This is a genomic window from Flavobacterium xylosi (assembly GCF_042787345.1).
Classification (GTDB): domain Bacteria; phylum Bacteroidota; class Bacteroidia; order Flavobacteriales; family Flavobacteriaceae; genus Flavobacterium; species Flavobacterium xylosi.
Genome location: NZ_JBHZPZ010000001.1, coordinates 165,737 through 188,093 on the forward strand (window position 1 = coordinate 165,737; position 22,357 = coordinate 188,093).

The window sequence follows — 22,357 nt, forward strand, 5'->3', positions numbered from 1 at the left end:
TTTTGTGTAAAAAAATTTAAAAACAACATTCATTATTAAAAATATAACATTCAATCAATTAATAGTACCTTTGCACCTCAATTATTTAAAATGAGATTACACAGAAATTTAGTTTATACTACCATCGATGCTTTGAACGCCATATTTAATGAAGGCGAATATGCTGATAAAGTGGTAGCAAGATCCTTAAAAAAAGACAAACGTTGGGGAAGCTCTGACAGAAAATTTGTTGCCGAAACCATCTACGAAATCGTACGTTGGAAAAGATTATACGCAGAAATAGCCGAAGTAAAAGAACCTTTTGACAGAGACAATCTATGGAGAATGTTTTCGGTATGGGCAGTTTTAAGAGGCTACCCGATTCCTGATTGGCGTCAGCTGGAAGGAACTCCTGAAAGAAAAATAAAAGGACGTTTTGATGAATTGTCAAAAGTGAGAGCTCTAAAAGAATCTATTCCAGACTGGATGGATGAATTAGGAGTTAAAGAACTAGGCGAAAAAGTTTGGGCAACTGAAATAACGGCTCAAAACCAACCTGCAAAGGTTATCCTAAGAGTTAACACCCTTAAGACAACCAGAGAAGCGCTACGTGCTATTTTAATGGATTTAAACATTGAAACTGAAACGTTGAAAAATCAACCGGATGCTTTAGTGTTAAAAGAAAGAGCCAATGTTTTCTTGACCGATGCTTTCAAACAAGGTTTTTTTGAAGTACAAGATGCCAATTCACAATTAGTAGCCGCTTTCCTTGATGTAAAACCAGGAATGCGTGTTGTTGATACGTGTGCAGGTGCAGGAGGAAAAACATTGCATATTGCTTCTTTGATGGAAAATAAAGGGCAATTAATCGCTATGGATTTGTATGAAAGCAAACTGAAGCAATTAAAAATCAGAGCCAAAAGAGACGGTGCTTTCAATATTGAATACCGCATTATTGATTCGACAAAAATCATCAAAAAATTACACGAAAAAGCAGACCGTGTTTTAATTGACGCACCTTGCAGTGGTTTAGGAGTTCTGAAAAGAAATCCAGATGCAAAATGGAAATTGAAACCGGAATTTATTGATAACATCCGCAAAGTACAATCGGAAGTTTTAGAGAGCTATTCTAAAATTGTAAAACCGGGAGGAAAATTAGTGTATGCCACTTGTTCTATATTACCATCAGAAAATCAAGAGCAAATTGCTCGTTTCTTAACTACCGATATCGGTCAACAATTCAACTTTGTTAAAGACCAAAAAATATTGGCTTCAGAATCTGGTTTTGATGGATTCTATATGGCATTGTTAGAACGAAAAGAAGCAGTCGAAAAACCTGCAAAAGCTGAGAAAGTTGCAAAAGCTGAGAAAGTTGAAGAATCTTAAGGTTTCAAACCATTAATACCATTCACAAAAAAGTCCTCGAAAAATCGAGGACTTTTTTTATATCATTATTTTTTCAGCTTAATCTTTTTCAAACCTTAAACTAAAAAAACTTTAAACTTTTTTTATTAATCATTCATCGAGATTAAAAACTCTTCATTATTTTTTGTTTTCTTGAAACGATCATTAATGAAATCCATTGCTTCCACCGGATTCATATCCGAAAGGTATTTTCGCATAATCCACATGCGTTGCAATGTTTTTTGATCCAATAATAAATCATCTCGTCTAGTACTTGAAGACGTTAAATCGATAGCCGGGAAGATACGTTTGTTAGCAATTTTTCTGTCCAATTGCAATTCCATATTTCCTGTACCTTTAAATTCTTCAAAAATAACTTCATCCATTTTGGATCCTGTCTCGGTCAATGCTGTTGCAATAATACTCAACGAACCTCCATTTTCAACGTTACGCGCGGCTCCAAAGAAACGTTTTGGCTTTTGCAATGCATTAGCATCTACACCTCCACTTAATACTTTTCCTGACGCTGGTTGTACGGTATTATAAGCTCTTGCTAAACGGGTAATAGAATCCAACAGAATCACTACATCGTGACCGCATTCTACCAAACGTTTTGCTTTTTCCAGAACAATATTAGCGATTTTAACATGTTCTTGCGGTTCTCTGTCAAAAGTGGAAGCAATAACTTCCCCACGTACACTCCGTTGCATGTCGGTAACCTCTTCCGGACGTTCATCGATCAATAAAACTATCAAATAAACTTCCGGGTGATTGGCAGCAATTGCATTTGCAATATCTTTAAGCAACATGGTTTTACCTGTTTTAGGTTGCGCCACAATCATACCACGCTGACCTTTTCCAATTGGTGAAAATAAATCGATAATTCGGGTTGAAATAGTACTTTGCTTTTCAGCCAATTTGAATTTTTCAGATGGAAAAACGGGAGTTAAATGTTCGAATGAAACTCTGTCACGAACTACTTGCGGGTCGTGTCCGTTTATTTTTAACACTCTCACAAGCGGAAAAAATTTCTCTCCTTCTTTTGGTGGACGAACCACCCCTTTTACGGTATCTCCGGTTTTAAGTCCGAATAATCTAATTTGTGATGTTGACAAATAAATATCATCTGGCGAAGCCAAATAATTGTAATCAGAAGAACGCAAGAAACCGTAACCATCAGGCATCATTTCCAATACGCCTTCACTTTCTATGATCCCGTCAAATTCAAAATCAGAAGCTGCAAAATTACTTTTCTTATTTTTAAAGTTTGGATTTTGATTCCCGTTCCCATTTACGTTTTGATTAGGGTTTGGATTTTGCTTATGTAATTGATTTGGATTTATCTTTTTTATTGGTGCTGCTGGAACTTCACCGTTTTCATCAGTATCTGAATCTGCAACTACTTCATTCTCTTTAGGAGTTTTCTTTACTTCTTCTTTATCCTTTTTTAAAGCAATTTTCTTTTCGTAAGCTGATTTACTGAATTTAACAATTTTAGGTGCTTTATTTTCAGTTTCAACAGCTTCTTTAGTTTCAGGACTATCCGCTGGAGCAGTGGTTGCTTCCGGAATAATTACTTCAGCTGGAGAAGTGAATTCGTTTGGATTTTCCTCCATTTGTATAGTAGAAGTTGTTGAAGCTTTTTGAATCGCTACTTTTTTCACTGGAATGATTCGTGCTCTTTTAGGCTTATCATCCTCAACCGTATCTTCTTGTTTTTTATTAACAATTGAGACAACCTTGCTTTCCTTATTTTTATCTAATGGTGAATCAACGCTAGCAGTTTGATGTTCTAAAATTTGACTAATTAAGGTCTCTTTTTTTACACCGTTAAACTTTATGGTTTTAGCTGATTTAGCTATTTCTTGAAGCTCAGATAGCTTCATTTCTTTTAATGCAGAAATATCAAACATGAATGTTCTATGAGTTTAATTAATTTGGAAAATCTTAAAGATAGGTAGTAAACTTTTTTATTTTGAATGAACCGCAGTATGAAGTGCTTACGGTATTGTTATGCAATAATACGAATAAAATTTAATCATACAATAGTATTTATTAAAAAGAAAAAATATATTTTTGTAAAACAAATTCAAACCATGATACAAAGAATTCAGACCATATATTTATTTCTTGCTTTTGTAGTTACCGGAATCTTACCGTTTTTTATTCCTTTATGGACAATGAAGGATGGCAGTGATTATTATTTTATGCAAAACCAATTTTATGTTATTATATTTGGATTAAGCACTACGCTTTCTATGTTAAGTGTTGTTTCCTATAAAAAAAGACAAAATCAATTTGTTATTGGCAGATTGAACATCATATTAAATTTGATTTTATTAGGATTGTTTGTTTATCGTTCACTAAATCTATCTGGAGAAACACAAGTGGTTTCGGAGAAAGGTATTGGGATGTTTCTACCTATCTTGGCTATCGTATTATTAGTTTTAGCTAATAAAGCCATCAAGAAGGATGAAGATCTTGTAAAATCTGTGGATCGATTGAGGTAAACCTATAAACTTAGTTTATTAGTGCGAAGGAAACCCGAATGTAATAGTTCGGGTTTTTTTGTGTCTTAAGTTTTTCTCTTTAAAATAATAAAAATCTTATTAAATGTTAATTATTTTTTTATAAATTTGATATCAGAAAAAAAAATATGACGCCAAAAATTAGAATCCATCTAGCCGATGATCATCAGATACTTATTGACGGTATCAGTTCACTGTTACAAACCGTCCCTGATTTTGAAGTGGTTGGATTTTCGTTAAATGGCAATAATCTCTTTGACGAAGTCACTCAAAACAAAACCGACATCCTAATTTTGGATATAAATATGCCCCAGAAAGACGGCATAGCGGTTATTAAAGAATTTGCAGACAAAGGGTTTCCTTGCAAAGTTATAATTCTCTCCAGTTATGATGATTTAAAGTTAATAAAAGAAATAATGAAATTGGGTGCCAGTGGTTATTTGACAAAACAATGTGCCGGCGAAAATATCGTCGAAGCAATCCAGGCTGTCTATAGAGGTGAAGAATATTTTAGCGAAACCTTAAGAGAGAAAATATTTAACAATGTCACAAAAGACAATCCGAAATTAAATAGGATAAACCCAACTATAAATTCTCTATTGACAGGACGGGAATTAGAAATCATCACTTTAATTTCATTGGAATATAGCGGCAAAGAAATCAGCGAGCAATTATATATCAGTGTAAATACGGTGGAAACTCATCGAAAAAACATCATGAAAAAACTAAGATTAAAAAACATCATCAGTTTGGTTAAGTATGCTATTAATAATAATTTAATCAAATCATAAGCTGTTTTTAATTCTATTTTCATAACCACTCCCTTTTTCAAATAGACCTTACACTTTTTTATGCCACAACAACACCGAATCATTTTATTGTTTTTGATACTACTGAATCTTTGCAGTAGCGGTATTATAGCTAAAGAAAAAATACCTTCTAAAAAAGAAATTACAGTATTAGCAAAAGCGGCATGTAAATACATGAAAGAGGATAAATTTGAAAAATCTTTGGTTACATCCAGAATTGCTTTGCGTTATGCTATTGCAATTAAAGATGACAATCTAATTGCCACCATTTACAACACTATCGGAGCGAATTTTGATGAAATGTCCGAATTTGACAAAGCTTTTTTTTACTACAACAAGGGCTTAGTATATGCGAATAAAACCAATAATTATCAATTACGAAATTGGCTCTATAATAATTTAGGGAACATCTATTGCTTTGATAAAAAACAGTATGAAAAAGGGATTTTCTGCTATAAAAAATCACTTGAATACAGTACAAAAATAAAGGATATCAGTCAAATTGTTTTTACAAATCTCAATATCGCATGGGCCTATTTTGATATTGGCCGTTTTGACGAAGGATACGCCTATTTGCAATTCATTAACAAGCATCATAAAAAGTATGGCGACGAAAGTACTATAGTCGCTTTAAACATGCTTAACGGAATGTATTATGGGCATAAAATGGATACTGGAAAAGCGAATCTTTTTTTTGAGAATGCCATTAGAATAGGCAGAAAAGGACAGGAAAAATCAGATTTATCTTTTTCGCATCTGGAATATTCAAAGTTTCTATTAAAAAATGGTCAGTACCAAAAAGCATATGAAAACCTTGCTAATTACAATGCAATTACTGCTGAACTCAATAATGAAGAAAAGCTCAAAAAAGCGAATGTGGCCGGTATAAATCTCGAATTAGATCAATATAAAAGAGAGATTGATACTATCGAAAACAAATACCAGACAAACCAGCAAATATTGATTGAAAGACAATATAAAAACAAACAAATAAGTGTTATTATAATAGCGTCTTTACTGTTGGTAATCATTCTTTTTTACTTTTTCTTTCAAAACACAAGACTGAAACAAAACAACAAACTCAAAGATATTCAAAGTAAAATTCAGGAAAATATTATAAATGCCTCTATTAACGGTCAAGAAACAGAGCGAAAAAAAATCGCCTCTTTTTTACATGATAACATTAGCGCTTTACTGTCTTCTGCAGGATTACATTTGACTGTTTTTACTTCACAGAACCAATCACCACCCCAGGAAATAGTAAAGACGAAGTCTCTATTAAAGGAAGCACACGATAAAGTACGTGATTTATCCCATGAGCTTATGCCGACACTTTTAGCGCGATTTGGTTTATTTTATGCACTGGAAGATTTATGTGAAAAAAATTCAAACTCCGCTATTGATTTCAAATATTCAAGCGCATTAACTATAAAAACACGCTATAATGAAGATTTCGAAATGAAAATTTACTTTATCATTACGGAACTCCTGAATAATATAACGAAACACAGTCAAGCCAGTAAAGGAACTGTGATTGTTCAAGAAACTAATAAATCACTCCAAATTGAAATCATTGATAATGGAAAAGGTTTTGACACTGACAAGTTTGAATTACTTGAGGGTTTTGGTCTTAACCAAATTCAAGCTAGGATAAATAATTTACAAGGAACTTTCACCATTAATTCAAAACTGGATTCCGGCACATTAGTTTCTATTTTGGTTCCCGTTGTCCATTAAAAGGAATTACGCCTTTTTTTCGATTTCAATAATCTCCAAGTCTTTTATTTTATCGCCATCAATAACAAAACGCAACATGGTACGCACTTGATGAAAACCGCTTTTTCCAGCCGCTCCGGGATTCATGTGCAAGAGATTGTGTTTTTTATCGAAGATGACTTTAAGGATATGCGAATGTCCACAAATAAATAACTTTGGAGGATTTGCAGCCATCTCCGCTTTAATATTCGGATTGTATTTCCCCGGATAACCGCCAATATGCGTAATCCATACGTCTACTCCTTCGCACATAAAACGGTTGTGCAACGGAAATTCCAATCGCGCTTTGGCATCATCAATATTACCATAAACGCATCGCAACGGTTTTAGATTTTTTATCACATCAGTCACAGCCAAATCGCCAATATCCCCCGCATGCCAAACTTCGTCAGCCTGGGCAACATATTTTAAAATCGTATCGTCAATGTGACTGTGCGTATCGGAAAGCAGGAGAATTTTTTTCAAACTAGTTTTATTTGGAGCCATTTCCTGCTATTCGTTGCAATCTTTTCTGTTTTAAAGGAAAAACAGAAAAGGATTTCTCCCGAAACTTCGGGACTATCAGGGCTAGGAATTTGTGGTAAAATTAAACATTCGAATTCCAAATAAAAAATCAAATTGAAACTTAACAAACTTTGCGCCTTAGCGACTTCGTGGCAAAAAAATTTATAAGTATCTTTGTATCTTCAAAAAAACTGACTTGAGGTATTTTATAAAATTAGCGTACAACGGAACCCATTATCATGGCTGGCAATACCAACCTAATGCTTCGTCAGTGCAGGAAAAGATGAACAAAGCCGTTTCTACCCTATTGAATACCGAGATTAATCTCATGGGAGCCGGACGAACGGATACCGGTGTTCACGCCAATCAAATGTATGCCCATTTTGATTTCGAAACGTCTTTTGATATTCCCAATCTAATACACAAGCTCAACTCCTACTTGCCAAAAGACATCGCTGTTTATGACATTATTCCCGTTCACGAGGAAGCGCACACTCGTTTTGACGCGACAAAAAGAACATACGAATACCACATCAACATTTTTAAAGATCCTTTTTCGCAAGAACAAAGTTGGTATTTTCATCAGCCGCTAGATATCGATTTGATGAACGAAGCTGCTGAGTTATTGTTTAATTACACGGATTTTCAATGTTTCTCTAAAGTAAATACCGATGTGAATACATTTGATTGCACGATTTTTGAAGCCATTTGGACTCGAGTCACAGCCGAACAGGGCGCAGACAAACAAGAAAACGGAAAGCTAATTTTTACCATTTCGGCGAATCGTTTTTTACGAAATATGGTTCGTGCCATTGTGGGCACTTTGATAAATATTGGTTTACACAAGATTACATTAGCTGATTTTAATGCTATTATAAAAAGCAAAAACAGAGATAAAGCTGGTTTTTCGGTTCCGGCGCATGGTTTATATTTAACCGAAATAGAATACGATTACATTACAAAATAGCCCTGATAGTCCCGAAATTTCGGGAGAAATCCTTTTTAGTCCTGAACTTGTTTCAGGATCCTGAAACAAGTTCAGGACTAAAAACATTGCAACGTATAGCAGGACACGAGCGAAGCGAAATGGCGAAGCAAATAGCTCCTGAAAACAATCAGGATTAATCTAAAAAACATGAAAGCAAAAGCATTTGATACCCGATTATTCAAACGAATATTACAATATACTAAACCCTACCAATGGCGTTTTAATGGCGTGATTATTTTTGCCATTTCGCTTTCGGTATTTGCGGCGTTGCGCCCGTATTTACTAAAGCAAACCGTTGATGGTTACATTAAAACCCAAGATCAGCACGGACTATTACTGTATGTAATCCTGATGGGAATTGTACTTTTGATGGAAGTATTTTCGCAATTTTTCTTTGTTTATTGGGCCAACTGGCTTGGACAGGACATTGTGAAAGACATTAGAACCAAATTATTTCGCCATATTCTAAGTTTCAGAATGAAATATTTCGACCATGTTCCTGTGGGGCAATTGGTCACCCGTTCCGTTTCGGATATTGAATCGATTGCCCGTATTTTCAGTCAGGGATTATTTATGATTATCAGTGACTTGATGAAAATGCTCGTGGTTCTAATTTTTATGTTTTACATGAACTGGACGCTGACTTGGATTGTGATTGTTGCCATGCCAATTCTTGTTTTCATCACCCGAATATTCCAAAAGAAAATGCAAGTGGCTTTTGAGGAAGTGCGCACGCAAATTGCCAATATGAACTCCTTTGTTCAAGAGCGCGTGACGGGAATGAAAATCGTACAACTCTTTAACAGGGAAGATATTGAGTTCGAAAAATTTAAAGAAATCAATGATAAACATAACAGAGCATGGATAAAAACGATTCTTTATAACTCCATATTCTTTCCCATTGCTGATATTATTTCGTCCCTGACCTTAGGATTTATCGTTTTATACGGCGGAATGAAAATATTAAACGGAGATCATTTTACCACTTTTGGTGATTTGTTTTCCTATACCATGTTTATAGGAATGCTATTTAATCCATTGCGCCAAATTGCGGATAAATTCAACGAGATGCAACTGGGTATGATTTCCGCTAATCGTGTTTTTGATATTCTGGACACCCAAGATCAAATTCAGGATACGGGAACAATTGAAGCGCCTCTTTTTGACGGAAATATCAGATTTGAAAACGTTCGTTTCGGTTATATTCCGGAAGAATATGTGATTAAAGGAATTGATCTTGAAGTGAATGCAGGCCAGACCATTGCGATTGTGGGTTCTACAGGTGCCGGGAAATCAACGATTATAAACTTGTTAAACCGTTTTTATGAAATCAACAGCGGTTCCATTTATATTGACAATCACAACATCGAGAATTACACCTTAAGTTCGTTACGAAATCAAATTGCGGTAGTTTTACAGGATGTTTTTCTTTTTGCCGATACCATTTTCAATAATATCACCTTAAATAATCCTGCTATTTCTCGCGATCAAGTTTTGGCTGCAGCCAAAAAAATTGGGGTACACAATTTCATCATGAGCTTGCCTGATAATTACGATTTTGATGTTAAGGAACGAGGTGTTATGCTTTCTTCCGGACAACGCCAGCTGATTGCATTTTTGAGAGCGTATGTAAGCAATCCTAGTATTTTGATTTTGGATGAAGCCACTTCCTCAATCGATACGTATTCTGAGGAATTGATTCAACGCGCCACTGAAACCATCACCGAAGGAAGAACCTCGATTGTCATTGCCCACCGACTTGCAACTATAGTAAATGCTGATAAAATCGTTGTTATGGATAAAGGATTAATCGTTGAACAAGGAACGCATCAGGAATTAATCAACCGCGAAAGCGGGTATTACAAGAATTTGTATGATTCCCAGTTTTCGGTGGCGAATTAGTTTTTTGTTACAAAGAGGTTAAGAGATAAAGAGTAAAAAATCAGTGTAAATCTGTTGAATCCGTGTAATTTGTGTGCCATGAACTTTTTGTTAAAAAGAAGTAAAGAGATAAAGAGCAAAAAATAAGTGTAAATCTGTTGAATCCATGTAATCTGCATACCAATTTTTCAACAAAGAGATGAAGAGAGAAAGAGTAAAATCAGTATAATCTAGGTGCCGTAAATCTAATATTACTTTTTTACAAAGATGCAGAAGCTAAAAAAACAAATCTAAATTTACACTCTTGCAATTTATTTAAAACAAAGGTGTTTTTCTGAAAGTTTGTTACTTTATTACTTTGAAACTTTCTCAAAACAGAATAAATCCTTAAATTCGCCATCACAATTAATTTAGAAAAACACACGAAAATGAAATGAGTTTTTACGAATTCAATTCACCAATAAAAAACAAATAAAAAACTTTGAAATGAAATACGATATTATAGTTTTAGGAAGTGGTCCTGGAGGATATGTTACCGCCATTAGAGCATCACAATTAGGCTTTAAAGTGGCCATAATTGAAAAAGAAAACTTAGGTGGAGTTTGCCTAAACTGGGGATGTATCCCAACAAAAGCATTACTAAAATCAGCTCAGGTTTTTGATTATCTAAAACACGCTTCTGATTACGGATTGACTGTTTCATCATTTGACAAAGATTTTCCCGCAGTAGTGCAACGCAGCAGAACAGTTGCTGACGGAATGAGCAAAGGAGTTCAATTCCTGATGAAAAAAAATAAAATCGACGTGCTAGATGGTTTTGGAAAACTAAAACCAGGAAAAAAAATTGATGTTACTGATAAAGATTCAAAAGTTACTGAATATGAAGCAGACCATATCATCATTGCCACTGGAGCACGCTCTCGTGAGTTGCCTAACTTGCCACAAGATGGTGTAAAAGTAATAGGATACCGTAAAGCAATGACTTTGTCTACACAACCAAAATCGATGATAATCGTAGGTTCGGGAGCCATTGGAGTAGAATTTGCACATTTCTATAATTCGATGGGAACTGATGTTACCATTGTTGAATTCATGCCAAATGTAGTTCCTGTTGAAGACGAAGACATTTCAAAACAAATGGAACGTTCTTTGAAAAAAGCGGGAATCAAAGTCATGACCAACTCTTCTGTAGAAAGAATTGACACAACTGGAGCAGGTGTGCAAGCATTTGTAAAAACAGCAAAAGGAGAAGTAGTTCTGGAAGCAGAAATCTTGCTTTCGGCTGTTGGAATCAAAACTAACATTGAAAACATAGGTCTTGAAGAAGTAGGTATTGCTACTGACAAAGATAAAATTTTGGTAAACGATTATAGCCAAACCAACATTCCTGGTTATTACGCTATCGGTGATGTTACACCAGGACAAGCATTAGCTCACGTAGCTTCTGCCGAAGGAATCAATTGTGTGGAAAAAATTGCAGGATTACATGTAGAACCTATCGATTACGGAAATGTACCGGGTTGTACCTACGCAACTCCTGAAATAGCATCTGTTGGTTTAACTGAAAAACAAGCTAAAGAAAAAGGATACGAATTGAAAATTGGTAAATTCCCATTCTCGGCTTCTGGAAAAGCAAAAGCTGCCGGAACACCGGATGGTTTTGTAAAAGTAATCTTTGATGCCAAATATGGCGAATGGTTGGGTTGTCACATGATTGGAGCCGGAGTTACAGATATGATTGCTGAGGCAGTTGTAGCGCGTAAACTGGAAACTACAGGACACGAAATCCTAAAATCAATTCACCCACACCCAACGATGAGTGAAGCCGTTATGGAAGCCGTGGCTGATGCCTATGGTGAAGTAATCCATTTATAGACATAAAACGCGTAGAGATGCACTGCAGTGCATCTCTACAGTGCGTCTTCACAAAACAATATAAATCCGATTTGCGAAAGCAAGTCGGATTTTTTTATGGATTCTTGTATTGGTAAAAATCTATCAAGAAATCTAATTACATCTATTAATCAATTAATTATGAAACTTTTCTAAATAATTTCGTAACAAAAAAAAATCGTCTAATCACGTACTTTGAATATATCAAAATAGTTAAAATAAACGGAGTTCATTTTCTTTTTATAATTATGTAAAAGTACGTCTTATGAAAAATATTTATCTTAATACCGGAACAATAAATGAAGTTTTTAATGAACTTGAAACCTCGTTCAAAGGGATTTTAAATTCAAACAATAACGAATTTAAATTAGCCTTAGATTCCAATTTAATTAAGGGAAATATTGATGCTGTAACTTTTATAAATGGCATCACCTCTATTCAGGCTAGTATTACTTTTTCTGATGACACCTTGCTAAGTATTGAACCATTAAGTAAATCTTCTGTTTTATTTGCGTACTGCACTGAGGGATCCATCAAACATAGCTTTGGTATATCTGGACACAAATCAATCCTTAGAAAACACCATTCGGCAGCAGTAACCAGTACCCGAAGTATAAATACTATTTTACATTTCAAAAAAAATATACCTGTTACACTTTCTCTTATAAAAGTGGAAACGGAAGAAGCCGCACACGCCAACAGTTCCTTAATTTCGCAATTGAAAAAGACATTTTTGCATAGAGCGCCAAATTATAGCTATCAAGGTCTCCAAAATCTAAAAATCGCAGAAAAATTCGAGCAATTAAATGCCGTTACAGCGCATGGCATGATTGGACACACAATCAAAAAAGAAATCTTACAATCCATATTAGCCCTCGAAATCGAAGATAATACCGACAATTTGATTAAAATGTCCCGTGCAATCAAACGCTCGACTCTAAACCAAATTAACGAATTAAAAAAGATACCCTATTTTATTAAAAACTACGCTGTTGAAACACTTTACAGTAAAGTTATCAATTCAAAAAACAGGATTATTTTCAAGTAATCAATAGGAAGGTTCATCCCAACTATTTTAAATACATCCGGTTACAATTATCCTATCTATTAATCCGATTTGTGAAAAGCAAGTCGGATTTTTATACTTTTAAATCAACAAAAAAAACAGCAACTCCATTAAAAATATCACATCATTTTAACAAATAAACCAGTATTAATTCGTAAATTTAATAGTGCGTTATGTTATTTATGTAGGAATATATTAAAATCTAATCCTTTAATTTATTTGCTATGAAAACACTAAGACAATTCAGTTTAGACCCGATTTTAATAATGGTAATTTTTTCAATTATTCCAAAAGGCAAACACAATTCAGATAGCAACGGCAGTCCGGAAGGCAAAACTCAATCAAACGAGCAAGATATTATTGCCATAATTGTGACCAATGGGAGCTGGAAAATAAGCTGTTACTGGAAAAGCGAGTACAATGAAATGATTAATTTCAATGGATTTACTTTTAGTTTTGGAGCCAATGATGTCCTCACGGTCACAGATGAAACAAATTCATACAAGGGGACTTGGTCACTTATAGAAATTCAAGAAAATACCGAATCCAAATTAAAATTCAATATTAACCTTGGGAATCCCATATATTTTGTAAAAATGGTCGATGGTTGGGAAAACATTGAAAAATCATCCAATTATTTCGAGATTAGGGATTACAGCTTAAGAAATGGCGTAACTGACTTTTTAACCTTTAGCAAAAATTAAAAAAATGAGGTTAAAATTACTATTCTACAACCTAAAAAGGATGGTTATCACGGCAGATAACGGCTAGAATTAAAATGAGAAACCCGTTTTGTTCCTGTTCAGCAGAATAGGATAAAACGGGTTTTTTACGGCTTGTCTATTCGTGCCAAACTGTCGCTACGATCTTTTCTTATTTCACTGCTTTGTCTAAAAATATTTTCACTGCCAACCTATATGGGTTTTCGTGGACCCTGTAATTTCTAGAAATAATTCGTAAAACTCTGCTCTAGCGAAATCTCTGCAAAAGAAACTATAATACTGTAAATCAAATATTTATGTTTTATTTATTGCCAATAAGGTAGTACTTTAGTTCTTTCTTATCCGCCCTATGCAAATAATTGCAAAAAAAGATATGGCATCGGTACGCCCGACCAGTTTTACTGTTTTTCAAATACACAATAATGACTTCTTTTTCATTGATTTATTTGCATGACTAGAGGAAGAATTTACGCCAAAAATAGCTGATAAATTTAATCTTGGTTTTGTATTAAAAATTGGGTAAAGCAATCGATATAGACCGCGCAAACGTCCCCTGCAAAATTTTTCATCTGAAACATATTTTTAACTATAAAACTATCAAAAATGGAAACAACAGTAATGACAAACAAAAAGATTGCCCAAGCCGTCTATGACTATTTCGGTCAAGGTAATGTTTCCGCTATTCTAGACCTTGTCACCGATGATATTAAATGGACCTGTCCCGGACCCACAGAGATACTGCCCTATGCACAGGTTTAAAACGGAAAAAAAGGAATAGAGGAATTTTTTAGGCTTATATATGCAAATAAGGATTTTTCAAAATTTGATGTGAAGGAACTTATCGGAGAAGGCGATAAGGTAATTGCCCTTGGACATTGGGATGCAAAATCCAAGAAAACAGGAAACCCTTATTCTGGAGATTGGGCTATGGCATTCTATTTCAGAGATGGTAAATTATATGAGCACAGAGAATATTACGACTCTTAAGGTGAGGCAATGGCTTCCAAAGGATAAAATTGCTTCAACGTTGATTCAAAACCGGTTTTGATTATCCCACGTTATCAAGTCACTCTCGCCTTTTTAATTTAAATTGCGAAGGAATACCCTCAGCTTGCAAAATTACCGTACACTGCAAAAAAATGCGTGGGTGAACCAGTATTCCTACCATTCGCATACTTCCGATGTCATTATGAAGGTGTGTGCCAATTCATTAAAAGAACTGTTTAAAACCGCTTGCGAGAAACAAGCAATTTATTGAAAAATGGCTTTTGTAATCAAATGTTTGCTGATGGTTCTCAAAAAAAAATCATTGTGCACTCACTAGATAGCATAGCGCTGTTAGTTGCCTTTCTGTCTGAAGTACTTGTAAATAGTGATATCAATAAGACCTATTGCCAACCTACCATATTTCAACAAAAAAAAAATTCAAGATACTTGTAATGGATACAAAACTGTAATCCTACAAAATAATAAAAAGGGGGAGCCGAAAACCGAATAGAGTAGGCATAAATTAAATGCAAAATAAAATGAAAAATTTAATTACTGGATTAATTATGATTTTTGGTATGGCTCTTATGCCATCCACTATGTACGCGCAGGCAAATCAGCAAACAACTGATGAAATTATTAACATCGTTAAAGCACAATGGGCAGCTTAAATGACTGATCCGGGAAATATTGCGGAGGCGTTTAAAAACATCGCACATGATTACACCGAATTTAATGCGGACTACTCTACACGTCTTGATGGTAAGTCTATGGCGATGAGATTATCTGAACCTAGTGGAAAAGACCCAAATCGCATTGCAGCAGCAGAAATGTTGAACTCCAAAGTACAGGTTTACGGGGATACAGCCATTCTTACTTACAATTTTGCCGGCGTTTCAAAAAACAAAGAGGGAGAAATCAAAACAAATCGTGCCAAATCAACGCGCGTGTATGTTAAGCAAGGAGGGAAATGGAAATTGGTACATGCTAACTTTGCGCCTGACCCACAACCGAAAAATTAATACTTTTTTAAAAATTCATGTTTCGCCAACTCTAACAGAAAGGTTTGACGCAAAACAACAAGATTAAAAAAAATAAAAAAGAAGAGTAATTGTTGGGCAGACGCAAAATGATGCTTTTATTACACATTTTTGCTTACTTACACTTTAACAACATTTAACCTTCTTTTTTTACTTCTAAGAGTACAATCCATGAAGTGCCAATTCGAGAACCCAATAACCTTAAGCAGCAAATTATAATTATCACGAAATTCTCCCTCAAAAAAGAGATTAACCTCACTGGGATATCGTTGATATTTATGAACTTATGAATATTACCATGGAATGGGATTGTAATCTTTCAGGAACTTACCGCACCAATGTTTCCCTGTATTAATACCGTCAAACAGCGGATCCATAACCCGTGCCGCACCGTCCACTATATCTAACGGAGGTTGAAAATCTTCTAATTCCTGCTTCTTTTTGGCTAGTTCGGCCGGATCCTCGTCGGTTACCCAGCCGGTATCTACCGCATTCATGAAAATCCCGACTTTCGCCAATTCTCCTGCAGCGGTATGGGTAAGCATATTCAGAGCGGCTTTGGCCATATTAGTATGTGGATGTCTAGCTTCTTTAAAAAAACGATGAAACTTCCCTTCCATTGCCGACACATTAATGATGTGCTTTTGCCCCGTATTGTCTTTTTTCATTACTTCAGAAAGGCGGTTACACAATACAAAAGGCGCCACAGAATTCACAAGCTGCACTTCAATCATTTCTGTAGTTTCTATTTGCCCCAGCTTTAAACGCCAGCTATTAGTTTTCCTCAAATCCACTTGTTGCAAATCAGCATCCAACTCCCCTTCCGGGAAAACTTCATTTGCTACCAGTGTATTATCAAAACTGTATGGAATTTGAGATAATTTAGCTGAAGCACGCAATCCAATTCCCGGTTCCGGTCCATGCCAAGTTACCGGCATATTTTGGTTGGAAGAAACCCCCATTGTCAATACTTTTAATTCCTGCAAACAATCGGTGTGATCCAGTAATAAATCTTGGGCGTATTTTGGTAAAGAGGCTATTGGGCGCTCTTCGTTTTCCATTAAATGAGTATAGAATCCGGCTGGTCGCCGCACCGTTTGCGCTGCATTATTGATTAGAATGTCCAATCTCTTGTATTTTTGCTCGATGAAATTGCAAAAAATTTCCACACTTGGAATATGGCGTAAATCCAATCCGTGAATCTTTAAGCGATGACCCCATACCATGAAATCTTCTTCCTTAGCAAAACGCAAAGCCGAGTCAACCGGAAAACGAGTTGTTGCAATTACTGTTGCTCCTCCTCGCAAAAGCATTAATGTGATGTGATATCCTATTTTTAAGCGAGAGCCTGTTATCACTGCAATTTGTCCCTTTACGTCTGCAGTTTGAAAACGTTTTGCATAATTAAAATCGCCACAATCGGTACACATAGTATCGTAAAAGTGGTGCATTTTAGTAAACTCTGTTTTACAAACATAACAATTTCTGGGCGTCTCTAATTCTAACTGTTCTTTGTTTGCCAAATCGTTCGAAGCTAATAGCTTTGGTGCAACAAAAACACTTGCTTCTCGGGCATGGCGGATTCCGGTTTCTTTACGAGCTGTTTTGTCTCTCTTTTCCATTTTGCGTTTGGTTGCAAGTTTACCATCCTTAACTCTGCGTGAAAACTCATCCCGATTTGGTCTGGAAAACTGGCCTGCCGCTTTAATCAGGGCTATCCTTTGGGCTGCAGGAATATCAAATATTTGGTCTGTATCTGTATTCAATTGTGCCAAGATTGCGATGCACTTGTCAATTTCTTCTGCGGTAATTGCACTCATACTATCTATTTCACTCTTCATCATCATAAAAAAACTTGTATCGATCTCAGCGGAAATACCAAGGCCGCAAATATAGTTTTAAAATCTTGTCTGTCATTTCTTTTTTTCTGTTAGTCTGTAAAGTGCTACTCACAAGATTTTTGAGCCTTGCTTGGTATTTTTATATCTTCGTTATCGCACCGTAATAAATTGGCAAAAAGCAAACTGAATATAAAAAAATTCGAATCAAACACCAATCGCCATTGCTACCCATTTGTCTTAAATTAATCCAATTCAAACAACCTTTTTTATGATATTCCTCTTACTTTATTGCGGTTTAATGAAAACTTAACAGTTCCTAAGATAAATTATCATTTTAGCATCTCAATTTAAAAAATGGTAAAAAAAATGATTAATAATTAACATAAATCAGTGAATTTTATAAAAAATTTTAATGTTTATATAATCTTATCAAATAGAAATTGATTACAACTACCAAATCCTAAAACGGTCTTATTTGTTGAATTAATTGCATTTTCATAATTTTGTTAAGGAAATAAAACACGGCTATTACTCCCCAAATCATCATAGCCACAAGAAGTTAGCGGTAATCTAAATAGACTTTACGTAAATTTAAAAAACAACAAAATGAGAAGAATCGTTATTGCCTTAATTTTTATTGGAACATTACTATTGAGCTTCACAATTTCATCAAAAGATTTGGGAAATAAAACAGCTAAAATCTCTGAATTAACCACTTCTGCAGAAGAAAAGCTTTTAAAACATGTTACTATTATAAAGGAATTGGTACGCACAAATCCAAATTATAATAATGAAATTGCTTTTTTTGTTGATATGGAAATCATGTCTGGGAAAAACAGATTTTTTATCTACGACTTAAAAAAAAATAAAATAATTGATCAGGGTTTGGTTGCTCAGGGTTTTGGTTCAAGAGTTGGTCCAGAGGGGAAATTAAAATTCAGTAATGAAAATAATTCCCTTTGCACTTCATTGGGGAAATACGCTATAGGAAATAGTTATAATGGACAATACGGGAAAGCCTACAAATTACATGGGTTGGATCCTACGAACGACAATGCCTTCGCAAGAAATATTGTGTTGCATAAAAACATAAAAATGCCTTATGGTGAACAGGATAAACCAATAGGTTATAGTTTTGGCTGTCCAATGGTAAATGACATCTATTATTCCAGAATTGAAAAACTAGTTGACAATTCTAAAAGAAATATTGTTTTAGATATTTATTTTTAAGGGCATTAACAGGTATAATCGCTTGCTAAAATCCGATACTTTACAAGACGGAAACTATGGGTAAACCGACCATTATTTACGCATTAATAACCGTTTAATCCTGACTACCAATTCATTTGGACTAAATGGTTTTGTTATAAAATCATCGGTTCCTAATTCAAATGCCTTAAGTACTGTTTTTTCTAAACCTACAGCCGACAAAATAATAATTGGAATATCCAATTGTAATTCCACTTTTACTTTATTTACGATATCAAGTCCCGAAGAAAATGGCATCTCTATGTCCGAAATAATTAGGTCTGGATTTTTAGAAACGATTTTCTCTAATGCTTCTTTGCCATTACTGCATGAAATGACCTCATATCCTTCGCGAATTAGTTTAAACTCCATGGTTTTCAACATCATCTCATCATCTTCGGCAATCAGTATTTTCATTTTTTTTATTATTTAAACGCAAAATTAAACCATTGTAAATCAAACTTATTCTCTATTTTTCAGAATAACCATACAGAATTTCCAACTCTGTAAAAACGCGTAGACATATTTCATTAAATTTTTCAACTTCTTCTTTTCTCTTCTGTCCAAAAGGGTTTATTTCAATCTCATTTTCAATTATCTCAATGCTTTTAGATGCCTTAGCAATCCCTAATAAACTAATGGAAGATTTCAATTTATGGATTTCAGCTTTTAAAATTTTTATACCATCCGTCTCGTTTGAATTTAATATTATTTCTAAAGCTACAGGGAGATTTTGCATAAACAAATCTACCATTGTTTGAATAAAAGCGGCGTCACCTTCAGCAAATTCGTTTAAATAAGTAAAATCGACTAGTGACTGTGCATTTTGTTCCAGTTTTGCTGCGTCAATTAAAATGGTGTTATCGGTATTCATTAAATTATAATGTATTTTTTCAAGTAATTCATTAAAATCAAAAGGCTTAGATAGGTAATCATTCATCCCACTATCCATGCATCGCTTTTCTTCAATCACTGTGGCATGTGCTGTTAATGCGATTATTGGCGTTTTTGATTTTGATCCAAAGCTGGCTCGTATATATTTCGTGAGTTCAATACCATCCATTTCAGGCATTTGAATGTCCATCAGAATAATATCATAATTGTTTTTCTCTATTTTATCAATAGCAATTTTCCCACTATCAGCAATATCAATTGTTTTATCAAATTTCTCAAATACTTTAATCGCTAAAAGCTGGTTGAGTTCATTATCTTCAACTAAAAGAATATTGATATTTTTCAGGAAATCTGGCGATAATTTCTCTTTTTTTAATTTTATCGTTTTAACAATTCCTTTTTGGGCCTTTTTAAATTGAATTAAAAATGAAAATTTACTTCCTTTATCAATTTCGCTTTCTACCGTAATTGATCCTCCTTGCAATTCAATAAGCCTTCGTGTAATGGTAAGCCCTAAGCCGGTTCCTCCAAATTTTCTTGTCGTTTCATTTGACGCCTGATTAAAACTTTCAAAAATAGAATCAATTTTATCATGAGGAATACCTAAGCCGCTATCACTTATTGCAAATTGCAAAAAAGTTTCCGTTTCGGTTTCTTTCACTTGGGAAACAATTAATTCGACATACCCTTTATCCGTAAATTTCACGGCATTTCCAATTAGATTAATCAAAATTTGGGATAATCTTGTAGGATCTCCAACCAAAAAATCATTTATCTGACTGTCAATATTAGAAATCAGTTTTATGTTTTTTTCTTTTGCAATAGGAGAAAAAAGCTCCATTACCGCTTTTATATTTTTTGACAAAGAAAAATTCAATTCTTCAAATATCATTTTATCGGCTTCAATTTTGGAGAAATCAAGTATATCATTAATAACAACCATTAAATTTTTACCTGCTCTTTTTATTGCTTTTACACTTTGTCTCTGTTCTTTATCTAAATTAGTGCCTTCCAGAATTTTAGCAAACCCAATAATTCCGTTCATTGGGGTACGTATTTCATGACTCATATTAGTCAGAAACTGCTCTTTTACACGAATCGACTGTTCCGCTAAATCTTTTGCTTTTATTAATTCCCTTTCAATTTCTTTTTGATCGCTGACATCTTGAATGGTCCCTAAAATCTTGAAGGGTTTATTATCTTCTCCATTCAGGCATTTTATATATTCATTGATGTATTTGATTGTACCATTTTTACTGATTAAACTATGGGTAAACTGTACTTCTGAATTATTTTCTTTGACATAAACGAGGTTTTTTTCAAATAGGTCAACATCCTCCGAATTAATCAAACGTGATTTCAAAAGAGCGATAGAAGGGACATTATCTTTCTCTATTTCAAAAATAGTATAGAATTGATCTGAAATAAAAACATCTCCGTCATTTAGATTAATTTCCCAACTTCCAATTTTAGCCAGTAACTGAGCCTCAAAAAGTCTTTTTGCATTTAATTTCAAAGCTAACTCAGTCTTTTTACGAAGAACAAGACTTTCATGGAGTTTCATCGCATTTCTAATGCTTTGTGAAACACCATCAGGAGTCAATAACGTTTTCGGAATATAATCTGAGGCACCTCCAAGAATAGCCTGGCTCGCAATTTTTTCATCTCCCTGTGAAGTCACAAAAATAACCGGGGTTTCGATCCCTAAATCCCTGAGTTTTTTCAGAAAAGAAATCCCATCACTATCCGGCATCATGTAATCTAAAAAAATCAAGTCATAATTAAATGATTTAATTTTTTCAATCCCTTCTTTGGCTGAGAACGCGTTTTCAACATTGGCTATTATTCCAGAATGAGATATTGAGCGAACGATAGTGACCGTATCGACCTTATCGTCATCAATTATTAATATTTTTAAAGTAACCGTCATTTTTTTTATTTGTTTTCGCTTGAAAATTCAATACTATTCCAATAATCATTCAAAGTGGAAAAAAAACTGATAATTTCTTCGTTTCCAAATGGTTTACTCATATATCCTGCAATATTCAAGTTTAATGCAGCTAGTTTGTTTTCATTGTTATTTATGTTGCTAATCACAAATATCAAAATTGATTTTAGTTCAAAATTATTTCTGATTTTATTTATTAAATCAATTCCGTTAATACCTTCAGCATTAATATCAATCAACATAATTTGGGGTAGCGGGGATAATTGATGATCCCCTTGAAGCAGTGACCATGCTTCGGTATCACTTTCTGCAAAACACAAAGTATATTGCACGCCGATTTGAGAAAAAGCATTTACAGCATTTTCGATAAAAGTTTTACAATTATCTACGAACAAAATGTTTGAACCTACCATAGATTATATTGATTTAAAAAAACTACATCTCACATAAAGACCAAAAATTCTTTAACGTCGCAACTGATGTAAGAAATTTTTCGAAAGACAATGGCTTCAAAATATAACCCGCAACATTCAGATTGTAAGCATTAATCTTGTCACTATCCTCATTGGAAGTAGTCATTACAAATACAGATATATTTTTAAGATTTTCGTCTTCTCTTAACACTTTTAGAAATTCAATACCATTCATTTTTGGCATATTAATATCCAAAATAATGATTCGTGGTAATGGAACAATATTGGCACGTAGCATCTCTAGGGCTTCAACGCCGTTTCCGGCAACGAAAAGTTCATTCTTGATATTGTTTTTCGTAAATGCTCTTTTTACATTCATTACATCAACCTCATCGTCTTCAACTAATAAGATATTTACCAATTTTTGTATCATAAT

Annotated in this window: 21 protein-coding genes; 14 read left to right on the plus strand and 7 right to left on the minus strand. The window is 34.3% G+C overall.

Annotated elements, in window-relative coordinates; translation table 11 throughout:
- The first annotated feature begins 90 nt into the window (after nt 1-90).
- Entirely contained in the window at nt 91-1,365 is a 1,275-nt protein-coding gene (locus ACFX5E_RS00730) for an RsmB/NOP family class I SAM-dependent RNA methyltransferase (RefSeq protein ID WP_379853247.1), read from the plus strand.
- A gap of 125 nt (nt 1,366-1,490) precedes the next feature.
- On the opposite strand, the gene rho is transcribed toward ACFX5E_RS00730, so the two are convergent.
- A complete protein-coding gene (gene rho, locus ACFX5E_RS00735; RefSeq protein WP_379853248.1) occupies nt 1,491-3,296 on the minus strand; it encodes a transcription termination factor Rho in 1,806 nt (601 codons plus the stop codon).
- Nucleotides 3,297-3,479: 183 nt separating this feature from the next.
- Between rho and ACFX5E_RS00740 the strand changes: the two genes are divergently transcribed.
- The 3 genes from ACFX5E_RS00740 (at nt 3,480) to ACFX5E_RS00750 (ending at nt 6,457) form a co-directional block, all read left to right on the plus strand.
- On the plus strand, nt 3,480-3,893 hold the full coding sequence (locus ACFX5E_RS00740; RefSeq protein ID WP_379853249.1) for a DUF4293 domain-containing protein: 414 nt from the start codon (nt 3,480-3,482) through the stop codon (nt 3,891-3,893).
- Nucleotides 3,894-4,039: 146 nt separating this feature from the next.
- Nucleotides 4,040-4,702, plus strand: a complete 663-nt coding sequence (locus ACFX5E_RS00745) for a response regulator (protein WP_379853250.1) — start codon at nt 4,040-4,042, stop codon at nt 4,700-4,702.
- Nucleotides 4,703-4,762: 60 nt separating this feature from the next.
- Complete coding sequence (locus tag ACFX5E_RS00750) at nt 4,763-6,457, plus strand: tetratricopeptide repeat-containing sensor histidine kinase (RefSeq protein ID WP_379853251.1); 1,695 nt, start codon at nt 4,763-4,765, stop codon at nt 6,455-6,457.
- Nucleotides 6,458-6,463: 6 nt separating this feature from the next.
- Here the strand turns inward: ACFX5E_RS00750 and ACFX5E_RS00755 are convergent, their stop codons facing one another.
- Complete coding sequence (locus ACFX5E_RS00755; protein ID WP_379853252.1) at nt 6,464-6,961, minus strand: metallophosphoesterase family protein; 498 nt, start codon at nt 6,959-6,961, stop codon at nt 6,464-6,466.
- Between the two features lie 235 nt (nt 6,962-7,196).
- Here ACFX5E_RS00755 and truA point away from each other — a divergent pair, with 235 nt between their 5' ends.
- From truA to ACFX5E_RS00800, 9 genes are all read left to right on the plus strand, one after another.
- Nucleotides 7,197-7,967 carry a tRNA pseudouridine(38-40) synthase TruA gene (gene truA / locus ACFX5E_RS00760; RefSeq protein ID WP_379853253.1) on the plus strand — a complete coding sequence of 257 codons (771 nt, stop codon included), beginning with the start codon at nt 7,197-7,199 and terminating at the stop codon, nt 7,965-7,967.
- Nucleotides 7,968-8,135: 168 nt separating this feature from the next.
- Nucleotides 8,136-9,890: an ABC transporter ATP-binding protein gene (locus ACFX5E_RS00765; protein ID WP_379853254.1), complete on the plus strand. Its 1,755-nt coding sequence runs from the start codon at nt 8,136-8,138 to the stop codon at nt 9,888-9,890.
- A 465-nt stretch (nt 9,891-10,355) separates the two neighbouring features.
- Nucleotides 10,356-11,744 carry a dihydrolipoyl dehydrogenase gene (gene lpdA / locus ACFX5E_RS00770; RefSeq protein WP_379853255.1) on the plus strand — a complete coding sequence of 463 codons (1,389 nt, stop codon included), beginning with the start codon at nt 10,356-10,358 and terminating at the stop codon, nt 11,742-11,744.
- 283 nt (nt 11,745-12,027) lie between these two features.
- A complete protein-coding gene (locus tag ACFX5E_RS00775; protein WP_379853256.1) occupies nt 12,028-12,810 on the plus strand; it encodes a hypothetical protein in 783 nt (260 codons plus the stop codon).
- 242 nt (nt 12,811-13,052) lie between these two features.
- On the plus strand, nt 13,053-13,532 hold the full coding sequence (locus tag ACFX5E_RS00780) for a hypothetical protein (RefSeq protein ID WP_379853257.1): 480 nt from the start codon (nt 13,053-13,055) through the stop codon (nt 13,530-13,532).
- A gap of 621 nt (nt 13,533-14,153) precedes the next feature.
- Entirely contained in the window at nt 14,154-14,309 is a 156-nt protein-coding gene (locus ACFX5E_RS00785; RefSeq protein ID WP_379853258.1) for a nuclear transport factor 2 family protein, read from the plus strand.
- 15 nt (nt 14,310-14,324) lie between these two features.
- Nucleotides 14,325-14,537: a nuclear transport factor 2 family protein gene (locus tag ACFX5E_RS00790; protein WP_379853418.1), complete on the plus strand. Its 213-nt coding sequence runs from the start codon at nt 14,325-14,327 to the stop codon at nt 14,535-14,537.
- 539 nt (nt 14,538-15,076) lie between these two features.
- Nucleotides 15,077-15,208 (plus strand): hypothetical protein, encoded by a 132-nt coding sequence (locus ACFX5E_RS00795; protein WP_379853259.1) that lies wholly within the window; start codon nt 15,077-15,079, stop codon nt 15,206-15,208.
- Nucleotides 15,209-15,559, plus strand: a complete 351-nt coding sequence (locus ACFX5E_RS00800; RefSeq protein WP_379853260.1) for a nuclear transport factor 2 family protein — start codon at nt 15,209-15,211, stop codon at nt 15,557-15,559.
- A 311-nt stretch (nt 15,560-15,870) separates the two neighbouring features.
- Here ACFX5E_RS00800 and ACFX5E_RS00805 read toward each other — a convergent pair whose 3' ends face one another.
- Nucleotides 15,871-17,397 carry an SDR family oxidoreductase gene (locus ACFX5E_RS00805; RefSeq protein WP_379853261.1) on the minus strand — a complete coding sequence of 509 codons (1,527 nt, stop codon included), beginning with the start codon at nt 17,395-17,397 and terminating at the stop codon, nt 15,871-15,873.
- A 627-nt stretch (nt 17,398-18,024) separates the two neighbouring features.
- Here ACFX5E_RS00805 and ACFX5E_RS00810 point away from each other — a divergent pair.
- Nucleotides 18,025-18,648 (plus strand): murein L,D-transpeptidase catalytic domain-containing protein, encoded by a 624-nt coding sequence (locus ACFX5E_RS00810; RefSeq protein ID WP_379853262.1) that lies wholly within the window; start codon nt 18,025-18,027, stop codon nt 18,646-18,648.
- Between the two features lie 72 nt (nt 18,649-18,720).
- Here ACFX5E_RS00810 and ACFX5E_RS00815 read toward each other — a convergent pair whose 3' ends face one another.
- From ACFX5E_RS00815 to ACFX5E_RS00830, 4 genes are read right to left on the minus strand one after another with little or no spacing between them, the layout of a single operon-like run.
- Complete coding sequence (locus ACFX5E_RS00815; RefSeq protein WP_379853263.1) at nt 18,721-19,083, minus strand: response regulator transcription factor; 363 nt, start codon at nt 19,081-19,083, stop codon at nt 18,721-18,723.
- Between the two features lie 52 nt (nt 19,084-19,135).
- Nucleotides 19,136-21,490 carry a response regulator gene (locus ACFX5E_RS00820; RefSeq protein WP_379853264.1) on the minus strand — a complete coding sequence of 785 codons (2,355 nt, stop codon included), beginning with the start codon at nt 21,488-21,490 and terminating at the stop codon, nt 19,136-19,138.
- 5 nt (nt 21,491-21,495) lie between these two features.
- A complete protein-coding gene (locus ACFX5E_RS00825; RefSeq protein ID WP_379853265.1) occupies nt 21,496-21,921 on the minus strand; it encodes a response regulator in 426 nt (141 codons plus the stop codon).
- Nucleotides 21,922-21,943: 22 nt separating this feature from the next.
- Complete coding sequence (locus ACFX5E_RS00830) at nt 21,944-22,354, minus strand: response regulator (protein ID WP_379853266.1); 411 nt, start codon at nt 22,352-22,354, stop codon at nt 21,944-21,946.
- Nucleotides 22,355-22,357: the final 3 nt, after the last annotated feature.

Excerpts from the sequence above, each read along its gene's own strand:
- ACFX5E_RS00820 (WP_379853264.1), bottom strand. The coding sequence starts at position 21,490 with ATGACGGTTACTTTAAAAATATTAATAATTGATGACGATAAGGTCGAT.
- ACFX5E_RS00810 (WP_379853262.1), top strand. The coding sequence starts at position 18,025 with ATGAGAAGAATCGTTATTGCCTTAATTTTTATTGGAACATTACTATTG.
- lpdA (WP_379853255.1), top strand. The coding sequence starts at position 10,356 with ATGAAATACGATATTATAGTTTTAGGAAGTGGTCCTGGAGGATATGTT.
- ACFX5E_RS00825 (WP_379853265.1), bottom strand. The coding sequence starts at position 21,921 with ATGGTAGGTTCAAACATTTTGTTCGTAGATAATTGTAAAACTTTTATC.
- ACFX5E_RS00780 (WP_379853257.1), top strand. The coding sequence starts at position 13,053 with ATGAAAACACTAAGACAATTCAGTTTAGACCCGATTTTAATAATGGTA.
- ACFX5E_RS00785 (WP_379853258.1), top strand. The coding sequence starts at position 14,154 with ATGGAAACAACAGTAATGACAAACAAAAAGATTGCCCAAGCCGTCTAT.
- ACFX5E_RS00730 (WP_379853247.1), top strand. The coding sequence starts at position 91 with ATGAGATTACACAGAAATTTAGTTTATACTACCATCGATGCTTTGAAC.
- ACFX5E_RS00775 (WP_379853256.1), top strand. The coding sequence starts at position 12,028 with ATGAAAAATATTTATCTTAATACCGGAACAATAAATGAAGTTTTTAAT.
- ACFX5E_RS00765 (WP_379853254.1), top strand. The coding sequence starts at position 8,136 with ATGAAAGCAAAAGCATTTGATACCCGATTATTCAAACGAATATTACAA.
- rho (WP_379853248.1), bottom strand. The coding sequence starts at position 3,296 with ATGTTTGATATTTCTGCATTAAAAGAAATGAAGCTATCTGAGCTTCAA.
- ACFX5E_RS00740 (WP_379853249.1), top strand. The coding sequence starts at position 3,480 with ATGATACAAAGAATTCAGACCATATATTTATTTCTTGCTTTTGTAGTT.
- ACFX5E_RS00800 (WP_379853260.1), top strand. The coding sequence starts at position 15,209 with ATGACTGATCCGGGAAATATTGCGGAGGCGTTTAAAAACATCGCACAT.
- ACFX5E_RS00830 (WP_379853266.1), bottom strand. The coding sequence starts at position 22,354 with ATGATACAAAAATTGGTAAATATCTTATTAGTTGAAGACGATGAGGTT.
- ACFX5E_RS00750 (WP_379853251.1), top strand. The coding sequence starts at position 4,763 with ATGCCACAACAACACCGAATCATTTTATTGTTTTTGATACTACTGAAT.
- ACFX5E_RS00805 (WP_379853261.1), bottom strand. The coding sequence starts at position 17,397 with ATGAGTGCAATTACCGCAGAAGAAATTGACAAGTGCATCGCAATCTTG.
- ACFX5E_RS00745 (WP_379853250.1), top strand. The coding sequence starts at position 4,040 with ATGACGCCAAAAATTAGAATCCATCTAGCCGATGATCATCAGATACTT.
- ACFX5E_RS00795 (WP_379853259.1), top strand. The coding sequence starts at position 15,077 with ATGAAAAATTTAATTACTGGATTAATTATGATTTTTGGTATGGCTCTT.
- ACFX5E_RS00815 (WP_379853263.1), bottom strand. The coding sequence starts at position 19,083 with ATGAAAATACTGATTGCCGAAGATGATGAGATGATGTTGAAAACCATG.